The organism is Gordonia jacobaea (genome assembly GCF_965344965.1).
GTDB lineage: Bacteria > Actinomycetota > Actinomycetes > Mycobacteriales > Mycobacteriaceae > Gordonia > Gordonia jacobaea.
Map to the genome: position 1 here is coordinate 828,781 of NZ_CBDRLS010000002.1, position 15,965 is coordinate 844,745.

Sequence of the window (15,965 nt, forward strand, 5' to 3'; positions counted from 1 at the left end):
CCCGGACACACATCATGAACCGTTATCTCACAACGCTATTCACCGTCGCTGCCGCGACCATCGCCGCGCTCACCGCGACGATCGTTGCAACACCCACCGCAGCGGCCGCAACCAGTTACGCCTCCGACACCCGCGGCGTCGGACCGGAAATCAAAGGGTTCCAAGCCGCTTTCGCCTACCCGTTCCCGGAAGCGGCCCCGGCGGGCGCCAACGACTGGACGTGCCGTCCGACGGCCGCGCATCCTCGACCGGTTGTCCTGGTCCACGGCACCTGGGAGGGCGCATTCAGCACGTTCGCCCGACTCTCGCCCGCCCTCAAGCGCGCCGGATTCTGCGTCTTCACACAGAATTACGGCCGTGGCGGCGTCGCAGAAGGTGGCGCACTGTCGGTGATCCCCGGGCTATACGGGACGGGTCCCGTCGAAGACTCCACTGAGCAGCTCGCGCAGTTCGTGCAACGCGTGCGGAAGGCAACGGGAGCAAGCCAGATCGATGCCATCGGTCATTCGCAGGGCGGCGTGCTCATCCGTCGTTACCTCAAGTACAAGGGCGGCGCAGATCCATCCGACCCCACGCACAACGTCGTCGCGAACGTGGTGACGCTCGGCGCCACCAATCACGGGACGACACTGAGTGGCTCGGGCGCGCTCGCCGTGGTGCTGCGGGACGCCGGTGTCAACGTCGAACCAGGCGTCACGGCCATTGCGGGAAGCGCGGGATACGAACAGCTCGTCGGATCGTCGATGATCACCGACCTCAACCGCGGCGGCGAGACATTCGCCGGCGTCGACTACACGGTGATCGCGACCCGCTTCGACCAGTTCTCGACGCCGTATGCCGCCACGTTCCTGACTGCTGGTCCCGGCGCGAGGGTCAACAACGTCCTGCTTCAGGATGGCTGTCCGGTCGACATCTCGGGGCACTCCGTGATGACCTACTCCCCGCGGGCGATCTCCGTGACGCTACGTGCACTCGGCGTTTCGACGCCGCTCGTGTGCACCTTCCATCCGTGGAATCAGGACTGGGGATTGACCGGGTAGTCCGGCAGGTCGAAACCGACGCCCGTCGCCTTCTCCGCAGCCTCCCACAATGCGCGAGCCAGGCGAAGGTCGTCGGTTTCCTCCGGCGGAGCGACCAGGACCGGCGCGCCGGACAGTTCCAGGAATCCTCCCGGCCCGATGTACTGGCCGCCGAGCAAACCGGGATCGGTCGCCGCACGCACAGACGACAGCGATCCCTCAGCCGGGTCCATGATGAAAGTCCGTCGCACCCACCGCAGGCTCGGCGTGCTGAACAGCCAGCTCAGCACTCCCTGATCGCGCATCACCCCGCTGTGGGTCGCACCCGGATGCGCCAGGACCGACGACGGCGCACCGTCGCCGAGCAACGCAAGCCGACGCTGCAGCGCCACGGCGAAGATCGCCTGAGCCAGTTTCGACCGCGAGTACGCGGCCGCGGCGCTGTAGCCGGTAGTCATCGCGAGGTCGTCGGGGTCGAGTCGACCAACCGTCGACAGCTTCGAGCACACCGAGACGATGCGGGCGCCACGCGCGGCACGCAGCGGACCGAGCAGCAACCCTGTGAGCGCGAAATGTCCGAGGAAGTTGGTGGCGAAATCCATCTCGACGCCGTCTTTCGTGACTTCACGCTCCGCGCGCATCACCCCGGCGTTGTTGACGAGGATGTCGATCGTCGGAAAGTGCTCGACCAACTCGTCGGCGGCGTGCCGCACGGAATCCAGCTCACTCAGATCGACCTGCACGATGTCGATGTCGGGAGAGATCTGGCTGTCGGGACCGATCCGGCTGCCGAGGCCACCCGACCCGGCGTCCGCGACGATCGCGTCCCGCGCGCGTTCTGCGGCCTCGACGTTGCGGCACGCGAGCACGACCCGCGCTCCGAGATGTGCCAGGTGACCCGCCGTCGCCAACCCGACGCCCGAATTCGCACCGGTGACCACGGCGGTACGTCCGGACAGATCCGGCGCATCGGACACCGACCACCGCGATTTACCCATCGCTGCATCCTCCCACGTCGGATATTCGTACGATCTCACACGTTCTGACAAGGATCGGGCGCCGTCCCGCGGGCACAATGGCATACGCGAACTCTTCGCCGCACTTTTGCCAACCGCACCCGACACCCGTCACCAATGCCGAGGACCTTGTCTCACGTGGCCACCCCCCGCGACCAGCCGTCACCCGTCCGTGCGCTGACGGTCTCTGCGCTTGCTCTCGTGTGCGCGGTGACCGCAGCGTGCTCGACGCCGACACATGAGTCCGTAGGCGCATCGATTCCCGCGCCGTCGGGGGCAGTACCGGCGACCGCCAAGGTGTCGGCCGCTGTTCCCCGGGGCGCCGCAGCCAAGGACATCAACAATCAGGCGACCGAGTCGAAGATCACTCTGCATCGCTACTTCTACGCGGTGTCGACCGGACAGGCCGATCCGCGACAGAACTGGATGGACCTCTACCTTCCGCCTCGAGCGGGCAAGGTCCCTCTGGTAGTCCTCATCCACGGGGGAGGATGGCAGGCCAAGATCGGGGCAGGCACGTTCGCCACCTTCGCGCGACGCCTGGCTCAACGCGGGCTCGCTGTGGTCAACGTCGAGTATCGCCGGCTCGGCAACGGCGGCGGCTGGCCGACGACCTTCGTCGACGTCGCGTCGGCGATGGACGCCATCCCCGACCTCGCGAAGGCCTATCCCCAGCTCAACCTCAACAATGCGGTCACCGTCGGACATTCTGCGGGTGCCCAACTCGCTGTCTGGGCAAGTACGCGACAGGATCTACGTCCGGGCGAGGTCGGCGCATCCCCGACGTTCCGCCCGACGACCGTCATCTCGCTCGCGGGTCCGCTCGACATGCGCAGGGCCGTCGCAATGGGCGACACGCGCATCGTGCGCGTACTCGGCGGCACACCGGACGAGGTTCCCGACCGTTACGCGTCGGTCGACCCGATCCAGAATCTCGACCCGCAGACGCCGGTCATCGCAGTCGCCGGAACGTCGGATCATGTGGTGCCGCATGTGCTTTCGCAGGATTACGTCGCCGCCGACGCCAAGGCGGGCGGCCGGGCACGGGCGATCATCATGCCGGGACAAACACATTCGTCGCTGGTCGATCCGAAGTCGAGGGCGTTCGAGCAGGTTCTCGAGCTGATCACCCGCGTCACCAACGACGTGCACGCCAACGGATCCTGACGCACCGCGCCGCGTGAGACGAACCGGCTGACACCAACCAGCGGCCACGAACCGGCTGACAGAACAACGGGTTCCGGCCACAGGAGTGTGGCCGGAACCCGTTGCGTCAGAGAATTTTTGCTGCCAATCAATCAGGCGGGAACTGCGCGCGAATTGAAGCTTCCCAGCGGCTCGAACCGTCCGAGCACGTCGTCGGCCGGCTCGCCCGACACCGCCGAGATGAAGCCGAGCACGTCGTCGCGATCACCAAGCGTGAGAAGCGGATTGGGGTCGGACAGCAAGCCGAACAGCGCCGCGGCGACGTCGACGTTGACAGCCGCGGCCGGGAAGGCCAGTTCGAGGTGCATCGCGTAATCGGGGTCGCCGAGGTAAAGCCTCGTCACCTCGACAGACGCGTGTCCCCTCCTGTCCCAATGCTTCTCAAATTCGTCGGCCAGCCACTGTGCGGAGAACTCCGCCGACGGGTCGTCGTCGAGGCGCGCCTTGGCGGCCTGCACCAATTCGGCGACCTGGATCAGCGAGTTCTGCGCGCCCTGGCCGGCAACCGGGTCGACAGCGATCGCTGTGTCGCCGATCGCCGCGACGACGTGCCCGTTCTTCGTCGTGCCGACGGGCTTGCGGACTGTCGGGGTGACAGCGCCCTTCAACCACGAGTAGGGGTCGGAGTCGATGACCGCGAGCTCGCGGATCGCGGGAGCATCCGCGGGGAACCATTCGTCGAAGATGTCGACGATCGCTTGACGCGCCGACGCGGCGTCGGTGACCTCGTCGATCTTCGGCGCCCACGCGCCGTCGGGCTTGGCGAAGACGATGAACGACCATGTGGCGCCCGCGTCCTTGTGCAGGAAGGGTCCGACGAAGATCTCGCCGTTGTCGCTGTCGAGGTTGAACAGCGACTGACGTCCGCCGTCGGCAGCACGGTAGGCGAACGTGTCGGGACCATGGTCGAGTCCGGTCAGGGTGACCTGCAGGAGTCGACGCTGCGGCTCGCGATAGTGCGTGCGCTCGTCGTCGACCGGGAAGAACGACGCCAGGCCGCCCTTGCCGGTGGCGACGAGGGTCAGGTCGTTGTCGGCAGCGATCTCGTCCAGGCGGTCGGGATCGACGGCTTCGACCTCGAAGCGGCCGCCGCGCTCGAGGAATCGACCGAGGCGGTCATCAGCACGTAGACGCAGGTCGACGGCCTGCGCGACGTAGCCGTAGTCGGGGTTGAACTCGAGAACGTCGACGCGCTCGGTGCCCTCCCCCGACGACAGTCGAACGCTGATGCCGGTGGTGTTGCCCACCTCGTAGAGGTCGTCGATGATCTGCGCATCCCAGTCGCGCGAGCTACCGAACAGCACGCCGACACCGGTCGGTGGGACCTTGTCTCGCAACGACTCTCGATCGCGGTCAGAGTAGAGAGTGACGTCGAATCCCGCGTCGAGGAAGCCGAGCGCAGCGCTCGTACCCGTTACTCCCGCGCCGACGACTGCAACGCGCTTCTGGTCTGCCATCTGTGCTCCTTGTGGTCTGAACTTTTCGACAATGGACACAGCGTGCGCGATGCACTCTGGTGGGAAAAGATTTAGAAGCACGAAGGCGCAAACCTCCCGCGCCGATGGGGTCCGCAGACTGGGTCATTCGCCGCGCTACCATCGCTGCCTGTGAGTTCCACGCTTTCCGACGCCGGGATCGCTCCCGGCACCCCCAACGAGGACGCCGCCACCGGCAACACCTCGGGGTACCGCCTCGACCTCGACGGCCTGCGGGGTATCGCGATCGCACTCGTCGCGATTTTCCACGTGTGGTTCGGTCGGGTGTCCGGTGGCGTCGACGTGTTCCTCACTCTGTCCGGCTACTTCTTCATCGCGTCGTTGCTCAAGCACGTCATCGCGACCAACCCGCCGAACGTGTCGTGGCGACGGGCGGTCGATCCGTGGCCTCGCTTCTGGCGACTGGCACGGCGTCTGCTGCCCGCTCTGCTCGTCGTCCTGGCTGTCATCACCGCCTTGATCGCGCTGATCATGCCCACAACTCGTTGGGGCCCTTTGGGTTCCGAGATCCAAGCGAGTGCGCTCTACTACCAGAACTGGCACCTGGCATTCGACTCACAGGACTACGCTGCCGCCGATTCGGCGAACAGTCCGATGCAGCATCTCTGGTCGATGTCGATGCAGGGCCAGTTCTTTGTCCTCACGCTCGTGTGCATGCTCGCGCTCGGCGGCGTCCTGAAGCTGCTCGCACGCCGCATCTCGGTGTTCGGCGAGGCCCGTGTCATCCGTGGCATCGTCGGCGTCGCCCTGCTTGCCGTCGCAGTCGTCTCGTTCGCCTGGGCGGTCTACCGGCACGACGTGAACCAGCCGTTCAACTACTACGACACTGTCGCGAGGCTGTGGGAGCCACTCGCGGGCGGGCTGTTGGCCGTCGCAATCCCCCAAAGGCTCACGCAGGTCCACCGCAACCGCCTCGCGATGCCCGGTTGGCTGCGCGACGTCGTCGGTGTTGGTGCGCTTGCGCTGATCGTGAGCTGCGGCTGGTGGATCAGCGGGGTGTCGGAGTATCCGGGCGTCTGGGCGTGGATACCGGTCGGCGCGACGCTCGCGCTGATCTGGACCGGTTCACCCGCCGCCCGCGACGCGGCGTCGAATGACACCGGGCTGGTCAGCCGGGCACTCGCGCACCCGCGGCTGGTGTGGCTCGGTTCGGTGGCCTACGCGCTCTACCTGTGGCACTGGCCGCTGCTCATCTTCTACCTCGCGTGGCGCTTCCAGGACGACGTGAGCTGGTACGAGGGCACCGCGATCCTCGCGGTGTCGCTGCTGCTGGCGTGGCTGACGACCCGGTACATCGAAGCTCCGCTGCGATCCGGACGGGACACGGGTTTCGGCCGCTCGTATCGGGTCACGCTCACCGCTGTGCTCGTGATCGCGACGATCGTCGCGGGCACCACGGCCGTCGTCTGGCAGCGCAATGCCGCGAACGCGACGGTCAACACCGACAACCTCGATCCCCGGCTCTACCCCGGTGCGCGCGCGTACCTCGACGGCGCGCCGACGCCCCGCGTCGACCCCCAACCGAGCCCGGAGGTCGTCGACAAGGACTGGCCGATCACCTCGTACGACTCGATGATCAGCGGCTGGAAGGACCCGTCGATCAAGGTCGGCGTCTACGGCGATCCTGGGGCCACGCGCACCGTAGCGCTGGTCGGCGGATCGCACGCCGAGCAGTGGATCACCGCGCTCGACGCCGTCGGCAAGCAGCGCGGATTCAGGGTCACCACCTACCTCAAGGTCGGCTGCGCGTTGACCACCTCACACGTCTTCACCTGGTTCGGACAGAAGTACTACCAGTGCAACGACTGGTCACGGCGGGTGATGGACAGGTTGGCCGTCGACAAACCCGACGTCGTGTTCACCAACAGCACCCGCCCGGTCGAGAACGGGCCCGGCGACACCGTTCCGAAGGACTACACCGACATCTTCACGCAGTTCCGTGACCGAGGACAGCGGGTCGTCGCGGTGCGCGACAATCCCTGGGCGCATGGCAAGCTCAAGCCGCCGGAATGCCTGGCACAGGGCAAGAAACCGCAGGTCTGCGGCGTCGACCGGGATGCGGCGATGGCGGAGACGGACCCTACGGGGGCCATCGCGTCGCAGTATCCGAACATGTCGTTTCTCGACTACACCGACGCGATGTGCGGTACGGCCTACTGCCCGGCTGTCGTCGGCAACATCCTCGTCTGGCACGACTACCACCACCTGTCCGCGACGTTTGTCCGCAGCCTGATCCCTGCGGTCGACGCCGATCTGCGCCGTGCGCTGCGGTGGTGGTGAGTCTGAGCGCCGGTGAGACTCGCTGACAGCCACGTCTCAGGGAGCGTCCAGACTCCACTGATAAGCTCAGACGCGATAACGGGAGGATCACGGCCTATCAACGCGATGCGGCCGCAACGTTGACGCACGGGGCGAGCGTCGAGGCTCGAGCACCCCGTCAACGTGAAGAGATCCGGCCCCGCACACCGTCCACGAGAACTGTCAGGGGCCGAGTCTGAGTATGTCGACGACGTTGGTTTCGCGTGCAAACGAGTCGACGGCAGGTGCCGACGCCTCGACCACGCGACCGACGCGCCGCCCCTATCTGCACCAGGTCGACCTGATCCGCAGTGTGACGTTCTCGCTGGTCATCTTCGTGCACTGCCTCACGCAGACCACCAACGAGTTCACCAGCATGCCGGTGAACACCACGTCGCTGCTGCTGCATTTCACGCGCAACACGTTCTTCGCCCTCACCGGCTTCGTGCTGATGTACCAGAACTTCGACAAGCAGGATTTCAGTGCGCCGACGTTCTGGAAGCGTCGAATCAAGCTGGTGATCTATCCGTACGTGATCTGGTCGGCCATCTATTGGGTGGTCAACATGTGGCTGGCGGGCAGGCTCACCGAGGTCCCGACGAGCCTGACCAACTTCTTCTACCAGCTCAGCTGGGGTCTCTCCGGGTTCCAGATGTACTTCCTGTTCGTGATGCTGCAGGTCTACCTGATCTTCCCGCTGGTGGTCTGGCTGCTGCGCGCAACCGCCGGGCACCACGTCGCACTCCTCGGTGTCAGCCTGGTGCTGCAGTTCGCCGTGGCCGCGACCATCACGCATTGGAATCCGCCCGCAGCCGTCGCGGCCCACTGGTGGCACAACTACGCGACGTTCATCCCGTATCAGTTCTTCATCCTGTACGGCGCTGTCGCCGCGGTACACCGCAAGCAGATCGGCGCATGGCTGCAGGGCAAGGGCTGGTGGTTGTTCGGCGCACTGCTGGTGACCGCAGCGATCGCCGTCGGCTCGTACGTCGGGGGCGTCTGGTTCGCGGGCAAACCGGTGCACGACAACAACTCGGCGTTCTACCCCACGTTGCTCCCGTTCCTGGTCGTCGCGATGACCTGCCTGTACGCGGTTGCCCTGCACTGGGCCGAGAACCGACGCGAGTTCACCCCGCGATTCGCCCGGGCCGTGAAGTACGCGTCCAATCGCTCGTTCCCGGTGTTCCTTGTCCACGTACTGGTGCTGACGATGATCATGTACCCGCAGCGCAACGGCACGTCGTGGGTGCTCGACGCCATCGGACAGCCGTGGGCGACCATCGTCGTCTACGTGGGCACGCTGGCCGGGTCGCTGCTCCTCGTCGAGATTCTGCGGCGACTCCCCGGCGCGCTGTACCTGACGGGGCGTCCGCGAGTTCCGTTCCGTTCGCCGCGCGCGGACTCCGCGCCGACCCTCGCCGACGATGCGCCGAGCCGTCGCGAAGGCGCTGCCGTCAGCTGATCGCGGTGTTGATCGTCGACTGCTTGATCAAGCCGTCTTCGAGACCCCACTTGCGTGCGATACGACGCATCTCGCCGCTGTCGATGAGCCGCTGAACCGCGTCGCGCAACGTGGGTCCGAGCGGCGAGTTCTTGGCGACCGGAAGCGCATAGGGCTCGGTGTCGAAGATGTCTCCTGCCAGCGCCAGGGCGTCGTGAGACTTGTGCACCGCGAACGCGATAGCAGGCGAATCGGCCGAGATCGCATCGGCCTTGCCCGCCTCGAGCCCAGCGACGGCGGCATCGATACTATCGAAAGGCACTGCAGTGATTGCCTTTTCGCCGACTGTTGTACACGCCTGACTCTTCGCCGGAATCTCGACGGTTGCCTGCACGGTGCCTGCCGACACCGCCACCCGCAGTCCGCACGCATTATTGGGGTCGACGTGCTTTCCTGTCGGTTGGGCCCATTGAGTACCCGCCGAGAAGTAGCTCACCAGGTCGACCCGACGCTCGCGGGCAAGGGTGTCAAAGATGCCGCGAAGCCCTGTGTCGTAGGTACCGTCCTGCACCCCCGCAATGATCGTCGAGAACGCTGTGGTGCGGAAAACCGGTGTGACGCCGAGCAATTGGCCCAGCGCGGTCGCGACGTCCGCGTCGAATCCCACGTACTTCCCGCCTTGCGACGCGATGATCGGCTCGTAGGGTACGTCGGTCGCGATGAGGAGTTGCCCACTCTCGCGGATGCGCGCGGGCAGTTGAGCCGCGAGTGCGGAGTCGACGCTCAGCGACGCAGGCGCTGTCGACGTCGAACCGCTGTTCGCCGAGTCGGATTCGCATGCCCCGAGGGCGACCGCACTCACCGCGACGATCACGGCGATACTCGCCGAGCGCAGACATCTTCTCAAGCGCCACATGGGTTCTGGCCTCCTCTCACGACCGGTGGTCTCGACATGATCTGGAAGCTCCTCATGACCTGCAAGCCCGTCATGACCGGGAAGCATTGTGCGCGGCCCTGCTGATCGTTTCGACGACGAGCGGGAAGGTCGGGGCGGAGGGAGTCACGATCGACACGTGGTCGGCGCCGTCGAGCAGAACCACCGTGCCCGTTCCGCCCTCACGTTTGACTGCCTTGACGTAGTTCTGCGAAAGGATCGGCGGGACAACGTGATCGTTGGTCCCGACCATCGCGATGATGGGCGCTTTCGGGTCGATGTTCTGTATCGGATCGACCGACGTGTAACGGTCGGGAACCTGCTCTGGCCGACCGCCGAGCGCTGTGACGATCCGATCGTCACCGAGTTTCACGGCTGTTCGCATGTCGAGCGGCCCTGCCAGCGAGACCACGCTCGTCGGCCAAAAGGCGGGCGATGCACCGACTTCGCGCGGCTCGAGGTTGTGTCGGGTTCCGGCCCACATCGCCAACTGTCCTCCAGCAGAATGTCCGACGACGACGGCATTCGTCGTGTTGATCTCCGGGTTGCTGCTACGGACCTGCGGCACGAAATCGAGCGCGGCGGCAACGTCTTTGAAGGTCGTCGGCCAGCCACCGCCCGACCCGACTCGCCGATACTCGACGTTGTAGACGGCCAGGCCCCGCTCCGCGAGACGCCTCGAGAAGGTGACGAAACTGTCGGCGCCGACCTGCGCCTGCCACGACCCTCCGTGAATCAGAATCACCAGCGGCACTGATCCGTCTTTGTGATCGCCGGGAGGGAGGTAGAGGTCAGCCCAGTTCTGCCGATCGTCGCGGGTGCCCGTCGTGGTCGGATACAGATACCGACTGGCTTCGACATCCGACGACGAGTTGACCTTGGCGAGTTGACCGTCGACCGCGCCCGCGTTGACCGGGGTCGCGGCAGGAGCAGACGATCCCCCGCCCACCGACGTGTCGGTCGCCGAGCAGCCCGCAGCGAGCATGACGGCAGAACACACGACGGCCAGCATGCCCGACGGTCCGATTGATAACCGCCGTCGAGTCACGAGAGCACGCCCACTTCCCGCACGACTGCGTCCACCGATCTTCCTATCGACGATCCTTTACCAGCGCCTTACCGCGCGAAGTTTAACAACACGAATGCGATGTTCGGGTACTTTACTCACGGTTCCACAGCGCTCGCACGTGATCGAAAAGGTCGCTATCTCGATGGGGACAGCATGGACAGCAGCGCCCGTGGATTGGCGAACAGGCTCTCGCGCACGTGGTTTCGTACGACTGTCGGCCATGGGCACTCACACGAGGCAATGACCGCGCTCGCATCAACTCCAGCCACCCGGCACAGGGTGACGGCACGGTCGGCGTGGAAGTCCTGGGTGATCAGAAGTGCCGCCCGCAGGCCGAAAGCATCGCGGGCGCGAACGCAACTCTGTTCGGTGCTCATGCCCGCAGCGTCGTCGACGATGGCGTGTGGCGGAACCCCGCGCTCTTCGAGATACGCGCGCATCACCGCCGGTTCATCACCCGCGTCGGCAGAACCGTTGCCGGAATTGATGATTCGCGTGACGATTCGGCGGTGATAGAGGTCGAGTACCGTGTCGAGCCGACCCCGAACATAGGTGCCGGGTTCGCCGTCAGAGACCAGCGAACCCAAGACGATGGCCGTCGCGGGGACCGAGCCGGGCCGCAGCGCGGCATCGTCGATGGCGTAGACCCGACCGTGCGCGCCGACGAAGACCACGGTGGCCGCGACGGTGACAATCAGTTCCACAAGTACCGCCACCCACATCAGCGACAAGCCGATACGACGACGGTTGAGCACGTCTCACGGTAACCGCACTCTCGACGTGTGCCGGGACACAGTCCCGATATCGCCGTTCGACGTATCTGACGCGCGGTCACGACGATACTGAGGTTATTCCGAACCGTGAGGGGGACAGCATGCCGTACATGCCGGTTACCGCGTCGATGTTCCTGCTCGCCGAGACCCGCGATCAACCGATCCACGTCGGCGGGTTACAACTCTTCATTCCTCGTGAGGGCCAGTCGTCGACCGAACTTGCCGAGGAGATCTTCGATACCTTCTACTCCTGCACCGACGTGCATCCCCTGTTCCGCAAGAGGCCTGCCCAGCCGGTCAGCCTCATCGGTTCGTTGATGTGGTCGTTCGACGACGAGATCGACTTCGACTATCACGTCCGTCGTGCCGTCTTGCCCCGTCCCGGGCGCATCCGCGAACTGTTCCGCTACGTCTCACTCCATCACGGCACACTCCTCGACCGGAACCGTCCGATGTGGGAGGTCCACATCATTGACGGTCTCGACGACGGTCGTGTAGCGCTGTACACGAGGATTCATCACTCGATCGTCGACGGCGTATCGGCGCTGCGGCTACTGGAACGCACATTGAGCGAGGACCCCGACGACCGGTCGGGTACCGCGCCGTGGGATCCGTCATTGAAGCGACGGCACCCCAAGCCGACGGCACCCGCGAAGGGGCTGCTGTCGCGCATCGGCGACATCGCGGGAACGGCAACGGGACTCGCGGGTGAGGTCGCCGGACTGGGCATGGCCGCAGCGAAGGTCGCCTACACCGGACTCACCGACGACGCCTTCGTCCCGCCGCTACATGCCGCACCGAAGACGATCCTCGACGTCCCCATCGGCAGTGCCCGACGGTTCGCCGCGCAACGGTGGGAGCTCACACGCCTACGTGCGATCGCAGACGAAATGCAGATCACCATCAATGACGTCATGGTCGCGATGTGCTCGGGCGCGATGCGTGCCTACCTGATCGACCAGGACGCTCTTCCCGACGCACCGCTCATCGCGGCGATGCCGGTCTCGCTACACACCGACAACGATGCCGATGGCAACAACATCACCGCGATCATGGTGAATCTGGCCACGGACCAGCCGGATCCGGAACGACGGCTGGCCACGATCATTGCGTCGACCCGCAGGAGCAAAGAACTGGTGCGGAGCCTGTCTCCGGTGCAGTCGATGGCGTTGGGCGCCGCCAATTTTGCACCGCTCGCCCTCGCGACGGTCCCGGGATTCGTGCGATACACGCCTCCGCAGTTCAATCTGATCATCAGCAATGTTCCCGGCCCGAGAACCGACTTGTATTGGAACGGAGCCAAACTCGACGGTGTCTATCCGGCGTCGATCCCGCTCGGCGGGCAGGCGATCAACATCACCGTCGCCACCACTGCCGACCACATCAACTTCGGTCTGACCGGCGCCCGCAAGGAAGTGCCGAGCCTGCAGCGGCTGCTCACCCACCTCGACACCTCGCTGGAGGAGTTGGAGAAGGTCGCGGACGTAGGTGCATGATCTGAACTTGAAACAGATTGCAGAGCAAGGTGTTTCAGCACGGGTGTACCGCGTCGGCGTAGTCGAGCCACTTCGGCAGGCTGCTGACGAATGCATCCCTGGTTTCCGGTGAACCGGCAGCACGCCAGTCGACGACATCTTTGATCTCGATCTCGTACTTGCGCCATTCGAACCAGTTGATCATCTTGAGCATCGGGTAACGCGACGGTATGTCGGCGGCGAAGACCTGCCGCCACCACGTCGACTTCACCGCAAGCTCCGAGGCACCCTGAGCCGCACGCGCCGGGGTATAGATCGCGGCGGTCTCGACAATCGCCACCGGCTTGTTGTGCTCCGCGCCGTAGATCTGATAGAAGTTCGGCACGGTGAGATCGTGACCCGCGCTTCCGTTGTAGCGACCCTCCAGCATCGCGGTGAACTTTCCGGGTTCGCTTACGTCGTTGTTGCCCCACGGACGGCGATTTCCCCAGTGATACAACGAAATCCCCACCCAGTCGACCGCGTCGTCGCCCGGATAGTACGGCGCATACGCATCGTCGTCTGCGGTGAGTTTCCCGTCACCATTGGTGTCGGTCAACTGGTAGTCCTCTGTTCCGCTACGCGCCATGTACTTTCCGCCTTCAAACGGATACCCGCCGCCGTAATTCGGCGCCCACATCATCGCCGTCCCAGGCGCTTTGCGATGGACCATCGCGGCCACCCGACGGAATGTCTCGACGTAGGCCCTGGGTTGCTGACCCCACGCGTACCAGGAACCGTTCATCTCGTGCGCGAATCGAAGGATAACGGGCACACCCGAATCGTTCAGTTTGCGCAGGTCGTCACCCAGACGACCGACGACGCCCTCGGTGATCGCCGCCAATCCAGCGTGAGGCTCCAGGGTCAGCACCATGATGCCGCGTTCGTTACGCACCTGATCGGCGGCGGCGACAGTATGTGCCCAGGTCTCGTTGTTGTACGGGATGTCGGAGAACTGCACAGCAACCGCGGGAGCGTGCCCGAGGTTGTCGTGATGTTCTCGCAGGCTCTCGGACTGCCAGTCGAGATTGACGCCGAACAGAACTCCCGACGCCGGGACTGCCCGATGGTAGTCGGTGACCGCGCAGGGCGGTGTCGGCTCGGGCAGGTAGTGCTGAAACAGGGTGGCCGCGGCGCCGATTCCGACCACCATGGCGATGATCGGGATCAGTGCGGAGGGGCGACGCCGACGACGCCGCGACCACCGCTCCGCGAAGCCCTGCTCCGCCAGGTCATCTGGACGCGTCGTCTCGCTATCGATTGGCGGGCTGGTCATGTCATGCCACACTTTCCTCACCAGTGCTACCGAACGGAACGGAACTGTTGTGAGACCACGTACACAGACAGAGAATGTCGACGTCGCGCGTATCGCCTTGCCGCTCGTCGCACTGATCCTGGTGCTCACGCTCGGCGCGTGCAGCAACGGCGGCGACTCCGACGCTCCGCACCACATTCGTTGGGGCGCTTATCTTCCCGACCTGAAGGGGAGCGACGTCGACTCCGACGCCGGGGTGGTCGGGGTCACCACCCTTGCCGATCGCCCGTTGGATCTGATCCTCACCTTCAGCGGACTCCGCGAGCCGGTACCGAACGCGGATCTCGCCAGAATCGCCGAGACGGGTGCTGTTCCGATCGTGAGCATCGAACCGTGGAACCCGTCGGGCGGTGTCAACCAACCGGACTACCGACTGTCGCGAATTGCCGACGGCGCGTTCGATACCGATCTCCGACGATGGGCGACCGGACTGAAGGAGTTCGGCAAGCCGGTGATCGTCCGGTTCGCCCACGAAATGAACGGCGACTGGTACCCGTGGGGAATGCACGTGAACGGCAACACGCCGCAGTCCTACATTGACGCCTGGCGCCACGTCCGATCGATCTTGACTTCGATTGACCCGCACAACATCTCGATGGTTTGGGCGCCGATGGCGGCGATTTCGGGCATCCCTGGATTCGACGCCGCCTACCCCGGCGACGACGAGGTCGACTACCTGGGGATCGATGGCTACAACTGGGGCAACGATGGCAAACACGGTTGGGCCTCACCGGAATTCATCTTCTCGGACGCGTTCGTCAGCCTCCGCCGACTCGGCGACAAACCCATCCTGGTCACCGAAGTGGCATCCGCCGACGACCCGGATCCGACACGAAAAGCTACGTGGATCCATGACTTTGTCTCGCTCGTCAGTCGCGAGCCGGACGTCGACGGGTTCGTGTGGTTCCAGGCGAACAAGGAGCGAGACTGGCGTTTCAATTCGAACCCACAGAGTGAGAAGGCATTCCGGTCCGCATTGGACGCCGTCCCCGCGACCTAGCGTCGGGTACGCGTCGATCACAGATCAACGCCGCACTTCTATCCGGATAGAGCACAAGAATTTTGCCCGACCCGAGGGCGTCGAGGGCGTCGGCAACAGCGGGCGAGTGCCCGAAGATCCGCAGTTCTGCACGGAGCTTCCGCGCCGACCGAACCGCATGCATGAGATCGGCCATGCCCGAAGGCGTCACACGGGAGACACCGCCAACGTCTACGAGCACCAGCCTCGCACCGGCGGTGCACAGCTGGTGCACATCGATGTGGACAGTCGAGGACACGTCCCACAGGCCACTCACGGCGACATCGGCGATGCCCGATGAACCCTCCATGGCCTTGCCACCATCAACCTCGGCCGGCTTATCGACGTGAATCGCGTCATTGGCGCCAAGCTTTGTGACCACCTCTAGCTCCTCGGGGAGCGTTGCGTCCAGAGCATTACTAGCAGGACCCGACGCATCCGTGGCCCCGCGGGTGACCGAGAAGAGACGCCTGCGTCGTGCGAATCGTGCTGTGCGCGCGACTTGTTCGATCCTTGTCTGATCGCGGTCAGCAGCTGCGGCGCGGTCGGTGTAGAGAACCATGACCCTACCGAGATCGAGGGCGTCAAGCGCGTCGAGCATTGCCATCGATGTTCCATAGATACGCAGATCGGCGCGGCGCGACCTTGCCCAGCGCACAGCGTGCATGAGTTCGGCCATACCGGATGGTGTCACCGTGGTGACCTCGCCGACGTCGACCAGCACGAGACGCGCGCCGCCCGAACATGCGCGGGCAACGTCGTCGCACAGACGCGACTTAACTTCTAGCCGGCCGGATACCCGGACGTCGGCGGTCTCATCGTCGAACTCTGCGAATGCTTCGTGGGCCAGTGACATGTTCTTCTCC

The 15,965-nt window shown here is 64.9% G+C and carries 13 protein-coding genes; 6 read left to right on the forward strand and 7 right to left on the reverse strand.

Annotated elements, in window-relative coordinates; all coding sequences use genetic code 11:
• The first annotated feature begins 14 nt into the window (after positions 1 to 14).
• Positions 15 to 1,040 (forward strand): esterase/lipase family protein, encoded by a 1,026-nt coding sequence (locus ACRVY7_RS09925; protein WP_049700434.1) that lies wholly within the window; start codon positions 15 to 17, stop codon positions 1,038 to 1,040.
• On the opposite strand, the gene ACRVY7_RS09930 is transcribed toward ACRVY7_RS09925, so the two are convergent.
• The gene (locus ACRVY7_RS09930) at positions 1,016 to 2,017 is read right to left on the reverse strand and encodes an oxidoreductase (RefSeq protein ID WP_431816925.1); all 1,002 of its coding nucleotides are present in this window, start codon (positions 2,015 to 2,017) and stop codon (positions 1,016 to 1,018) included. The genes ACRVY7_RS09925 and ACRVY7_RS09930 overlap by 25 nt on opposite strands.
• Positions 2,018 to 2,173: 156 nt before the next feature.
• Between ACRVY7_RS09930 and ACRVY7_RS09935 the strand changes: the two genes are divergently transcribed.
• Positions 2,174 to 3,202 carry an alpha/beta hydrolase family protein gene (locus ACRVY7_RS09935; protein WP_431816926.1) on the forward strand — a complete coding sequence of 343 codons (1,029 nt, stop codon included), beginning with the start codon at positions 2,174 to 2,176 and terminating at the stop codon, positions 3,200 to 3,202.
• Between the two features lie 131 nt (positions 3,203 to 3,333).
• Here ACRVY7_RS09935 and ACRVY7_RS09940 read toward each other — a convergent pair whose 3' ends face one another.
• Positions 3,334 to 4,698, reverse strand: coding sequence for a styrene monooxygenase/indole monooxygenase family protein (locus ACRVY7_RS09940; RefSeq protein ID WP_431816927.1), 1,365 nt, complete (start codon positions 4,696 to 4,698; stop codon positions 3,334 to 3,336).
• A 150-nt stretch (positions 4,699 to 4,848) separates the two neighbouring features.
• On the opposite strand from ACRVY7_RS09940, the gene ACRVY7_RS09945 reads away from it, so the two are divergent.
• Both ACRVY7_RS09945 and ACRVY7_RS09950 read left to right on the forward strand, forming a co-directional pair.
• Positions 4,849 to 7,017, forward strand: a complete 2,169-nt coding sequence (locus ACRVY7_RS09945; protein WP_431816928.1) for an acyltransferase family protein — start codon at positions 4,849 to 4,851, stop codon at positions 7,015 to 7,017.
• Positions 7,018 to 7,237: 220 nt separating this feature from the next.
• On the forward strand, positions 7,238 to 8,497 hold the full coding sequence (locus ACRVY7_RS09950) for an acyltransferase (RefSeq protein ID WP_064866078.1): 1,260 nt from the start codon (positions 7,238 to 7,240) through the stop codon (positions 8,495 to 8,497).
• On the opposite strand, the gene ACRVY7_RS09955 is transcribed toward ACRVY7_RS09950, so the two are convergent.
• The 3 genes from ACRVY7_RS09955 to ACRVY7_RS09965 form a co-directional block, all read right to left on the reverse strand.
• Positions 8,490 to 9,392, reverse strand: coding sequence for a transporter substrate-binding domain-containing protein (locus tag ACRVY7_RS09955; RefSeq protein ID WP_431816929.1), 903 nt, complete (start codon positions 9,390 to 9,392; stop codon positions 8,490 to 8,492). The two genes, ACRVY7_RS09950 and ACRVY7_RS09955, sit on opposite strands and share 8 nt — an antisense overlap.
• Positions 9,393 to 9,462: 70 nt before the next feature.
• The gene (locus ACRVY7_RS09960) at positions 9,463 to 10,410 is read right to left on the reverse strand and encodes an alpha/beta hydrolase family protein (RefSeq protein ID WP_431816930.1); all 948 of its coding nucleotides are present in this window, start codon (positions 10,408 to 10,410) and stop codon (positions 9,463 to 9,465) included.
• A 203-nt stretch (positions 10,411 to 10,613) separates the two neighbouring features.
• Complete coding sequence (locus ACRVY7_RS09965; RefSeq protein WP_431817070.1) at positions 10,614 to 11,201, reverse strand: SanA/YdcF family protein; 588 nt, start codon at positions 11,199 to 11,201, stop codon at positions 10,614 to 10,616.
• 152 nt (positions 11,202 to 11,353) lie between these two features.
• Between ACRVY7_RS09965 and ACRVY7_RS09970 the strand changes: the two genes are divergently transcribed.
• Positions 11,354 to 12,748 carry a WS/DGAT/MGAT family O-acyltransferase gene (locus ACRVY7_RS09970; RefSeq protein WP_431816931.1) on the forward strand — a complete coding sequence of 465 codons (1,395 nt, stop codon included), beginning with the start codon at positions 11,354 to 11,356 and terminating at the stop codon, positions 12,746 to 12,748.
• Positions 12,749 to 12,782: 34 nt separating this feature from the next.
• Here the strand turns inward: ACRVY7_RS09970 and ACRVY7_RS09975 are convergent, their stop codons facing one another.
• The gene (locus ACRVY7_RS09975; RefSeq protein ID WP_231894243.1) at positions 12,783 to 14,042 is read right to left on the reverse strand and encodes a glycoside hydrolase family 26 protein; all 1,260 of its coding nucleotides are present in this window, start codon (positions 14,040 to 14,042) and stop codon (positions 12,783 to 12,785) included.
• 49 nt (positions 14,043 to 14,091) lie between these two features.
• Between ACRVY7_RS09975 and ACRVY7_RS09980 the strand changes: the two genes are divergently transcribed.
• Positions 14,092 to 15,081 carry a glycoside hydrolase family 26 protein gene (locus ACRVY7_RS09980; RefSeq protein ID WP_431816932.1) on the forward strand — a complete coding sequence of 330 codons (990 nt, stop codon included), beginning with the start codon at positions 14,092 to 14,094 and terminating at the stop codon, positions 15,079 to 15,081.
• On the opposite strand, the gene ACRVY7_RS09985 is transcribed toward ACRVY7_RS09980, so the two are convergent.
• Positions 15,017 to 15,955, reverse strand: coding sequence for an STAS domain-containing protein (locus ACRVY7_RS09985; protein ID WP_431816933.1), 939 nt, complete (start codon positions 15,953 to 15,955; stop codon positions 15,017 to 15,019). The genes ACRVY7_RS09980 and ACRVY7_RS09985 overlap by 65 nt on opposite strands.
• Positions 15,956 to 15,965 lie beyond the last annotated feature (10 nt).

What these genes read in the sequence shown, in the direction of transcription:
- ACRVY7_RS09925 (WP_049700434.1), top strand. Translation starts at nt 15, where the DNA reads ATGAACCGTTATCTCACAACGCTATTCACCGTCGCTGCCGCGACCATC.
- ACRVY7_RS09930 (WP_431816925.1), bottom strand. Translation starts at nt 2,017, where the DNA reads ATGGGTAAATCGCGGTGGTCGGTGTCCGATGCGCCGGATCTGTCCGGA.
- ACRVY7_RS09940 (WP_431816927.1), bottom strand. Translation starts at nt 4,698, where the DNA reads ATGGCAGACCAGAAGCGCGTTGCAGTCGTCGGCGCGGGAGTAACGGGT.
- ACRVY7_RS09950 (WP_064866078.1), top strand. Translation starts at nt 7,238, where the DNA reads ATGTCGACGACGTTGGTTTCGCGTGCAAACGAGTCGACGGCAGGTGCC.
- ACRVY7_RS09955 (WP_431816929.1), bottom strand. Translation starts at nt 9,392, where the DNA reads ATGTGGCGCTTGAGAAGATGTCTGCGCTCGGCGAGTATCGCCGTGATC.
- ACRVY7_RS09965 (WP_431817070.1), bottom strand. Translation starts at nt 11,201, where the DNA reads ATGTGGGTGGCGGTACTTGTGGAACTGATTGTCACCGTCGCGGCCACC.
- ACRVY7_RS09970 (WP_431816931.1), top strand. Translation starts at nt 11,354, where the DNA reads ATGCCGTACATGCCGGTTACCGCGTCGATGTTCCTGCTCGCCGAGACC.
- ACRVY7_RS09975 (WP_231894243.1), bottom strand. Translation starts at nt 14,042, where the DNA reads ATGACCAGCCCGCCAATCGATAGCGAGACGACGCGTCCAGATGACCTG.
- ACRVY7_RS09985 (WP_431816933.1), bottom strand. Translation starts at nt 15,955, where the DNA reads ATGTCACTGGCCCACGAAGCATTCGCAGAGTTCGACGATGAGACCGCC.